The sequence below is a fragment of the Sporosarcina sp. P3 genome (assembly GCF_002743415.1).
GTDB classification, from domain to species: domain Bacteria; phylum Bacillota; class Bacilli; order Bacillales_A; family Planococcaceae; genus Sporosarcina; species Sporosarcina ureae_A.
The window spans coordinates 1-3,076 of record NZ_PDZE01000029.1 but is presented as its reverse complement, the minus strand read 5'-3'; the positions used below and the strand labels follow the sequence as shown (position 1 = coordinate 3,076).

Sequence of the window (3,076 nt, the reverse complement as noted above, 5' to 3'; positions counted from 1 at the left end):
CTTGTTCATTGAAAACTGGATAAAACGACATTGAAAGTAATCAAGTAATCAACCGAGTCGCATATTTGCGATTCAAGCAATCTTTTTAACCTTCTGAATCCTATCGCTAGGATGAAGTTGGACCTTTTATAGGTTAAGTTAGAAAGGGCGCACGGCGGATGCCTTGGCACTAGGAGCCGATGAAGGACGGCACTAACACCGATATGCTTCGGGGAGCTGTAAGTGAGCTTTGATCCGAAGATTTCCGAATGGGGAAACCCACTGTCCATAATGGGACAGTACGTGTATGTGAATACATAGCATACTCGTGGCACACCCGGAGAACTGAAACATCTAAGTACCCGGAGGAAGAGAAAGAAACATCGATTCCCTTAGTAGCGGCGAGCGAAACGGGAAGAGCCCAAACCAAGAAGCTTGCTTCTTGGGGTTGTAGGACACTCTATACGGAGTTACAAAGGAATGTGGTAGATGAAGCGACCTGGAAAGGTCCGCCGAAGAGGGTAAAAGCCCCGTAATCGAAAGCACATTCTCTCCAGAGTGGATCCTGAGTACGGCGGAACACGTGAAATTCCGTCGGAATCCGGGAGGACCATCTCCCAAGGCTAAATACTCCCTAGTGACCGATAGTGAACCAGTACCGTGAGGGAAAGGTGAAAAGCACCCCGGAAGGGGAGTGAAATAGATCCTGAAACCGTGCGCTTACAAATTGTCAGAGCCCGTTAATGGGTGATGGCGTGCCTTTTGTAGAATGAACCGGCGAGTTACGATTCCATGCAAGGTTAAGCTGAGAAAGCGGAGCCGCAGCGAAAGCGAGTCTGAATAGGGCGAATGAGTATGGGGTCGTAGACCCGAAACCAGGTGATCTACCCATGTCCAGGGTGAAGGTCAGGTAACACTGACTGGAGGCCCGAACCCACGTATGTTGAAAAATGCGGGGATGAGGTGTGGGTAGCGGTGAAATTCCAATCGAACCTGGAGATAGCTGGTTCTCTCCGAAATAGCTTTAGGGCTAGCCTCAAACGAAAGAATCTCGGAGGTAGAGCACTGTTTGGACGAGGGGCCCATCCCGGGTTACCGAATTCAGACAAACTCCGAATGCCGATGATTTATGTTTGGGAGTCAGACAGTGGGTGATAAGATCCATTGTCGAGAGGGAAACAGCCCAGACCACCAGCTAAGGTCCCCAAGTATCTGTTAAGTGGAAAAGGATGTGGCGTTGCCCAGACAACCAGGATGTTGGCTTAGAAGCAGCCATCATTTAAAGAGTGCGTAATAGCTCACTGGTCGAGTGGCGCTGCGCCGAAAATGTACCGGGGCTAAACAGATCACCGAAGCTGTGGATTGACCTTAGGGTCAATGGTAGGAGAGCGTTCCAAGGGCGTTGAAGCTAGACCGGAAGGACTGGTGGAGCGCTTGGAAGTGAGAATGCCGGTATGAGTAGCGAAAGAAGGGTGAGAATCCCTTCCACCGAATGCCCAAGGTTTCCTGAGGAAGGCTCGTCCGCTCAGGGTTAGTCAGGACCTAAGTCGAGGCCGATAGGCGTAGACGATGGACAACAGGTTGATATTCCTGTACCACCTCCCCGCCGTTTGAGTAATGGGGGGACGCAGTAGGATAGGGTGAGCACACAGTTGGTTGTGTGTCTAAGCAGTGAGGTGGAGAACGAGGCAAATCCCGTTCTCATCCAACACCAGGCTGTGATGGCGAGGAGATTTAATCTCCAGAGTCCCTGATTTCACACTGCCAAGAAAAGCCTCTAGCGAGGCGGGAGGTGCCTGTACCGCAAACCGACACAGGTAGGCGAGGAGAGAATCCTAAGGTGATCGAGAGAACTCTCGTTAAGGAACTCGGCAAAATGACCCCGTAACTTCGGGAGAAGGGGTGCTCTGGTAGGGTGAATAGCCCGAGAGAGCCGCAGTGAATAGGCCCAGGCGACTGTTTAGCAAAAACACAGGTCTCTGCAAAATCGTAAGATGACGTATAGGGGCTGACGCCTGCCCGGTGCTGGAAGGTTAAGAGGAGGGGTTAGCGCAAGCGAAGCTCCGAATTGAAGCCCCAGTAAACGGCGGCCGTAACTATAACGGTCCTAAGGTAGCGAAATTCCTTGTCGGGTAAGTTCCGACCCGCACGAAAGGCGTAACGATCTGGGCACTGTCTCAACGAGAGACTCGGTGAAATTATAATATGCGTGAAGATGCGCATTACCCGCGACAGGACGGAAAGACCCCGTGGAGCTTTACTGTAGCCTGATATTGAATTCCGGTGCAGCCTGTACAGGATAGGTAGGAGCCTTGGATTCCGGAGCGCCAGCTTCGGAGGAGGCATTGGTGGGATACTACCCTGGCTGTATTGGACTTCTAACCCTTGCCCGTGATCCGGGCAGGAGACAGTGTCAGGTGGACAGTTTGACTGGGGCGGTCGCCTCCTAAAGAGTAACGGAGGCGCTCAAAGGTTTCCTCAGAATGGTTGGACATCATTCGCAGAGTGCAAAGGCATAAGGAAGCTTGACTGCGAGACCTACAAGTCGAGCAGGGTCGAAAGACGGACTTAGTGATCCGGTGGTTCCGCATGGAAGGGCCATCGCTCAACGGATAAAAGCTACCCCGGGGATAACAGGCTTATCTCCCCCAAGAGTCCACATCGACGGGGAGGTTTGGCACCTCGATGTCGGCTCGTCGCATCCTGGGGCTGTAGTCGGTCCCAAGGGTTGGGCTGTTCGCCCATTAAAGCGGCACGCGAGCTGGGTTCAGAACGTCGTGAGACAGTTCGGTCCCTATCCGTCGCGGGCGCAGGAAATTTGAGAAGAGCTGTCCTTAGTACGAGAGGACCGGGATGGACATACCGCTGGTGTACCAGTTGTCTTGCCAAAGGCATCGCTGGGTAGCTATGTATGGACGGGATAAATGCTGAAAGCATCTAAGCATGAAGCCCCCTTCAAGATGAGATTTCCCATTACGCAAGTAAGTAAGATCCCTCAAAGATGATGAGGTGGATAGGTCTGGGGTGTAAGTACGGCGACGTATGTAGCTGACAGATACTAATCGATCGAGGACTTAACCTATTATAAAAAGTAGTT

Annotated in this window: 1 rRNA gene; it reads left to right on the top strand. The window is 52.0% G+C overall.

The features are described 5' to 3' along the window. Positions 1-131 precede the first annotated feature (131 nt). Positions 132-3,061 (top strand): 23S ribosomal RNA (locus tag CSV61_RS16390). Positions 3,062-3,076: the final 15 nt, after the last annotated feature.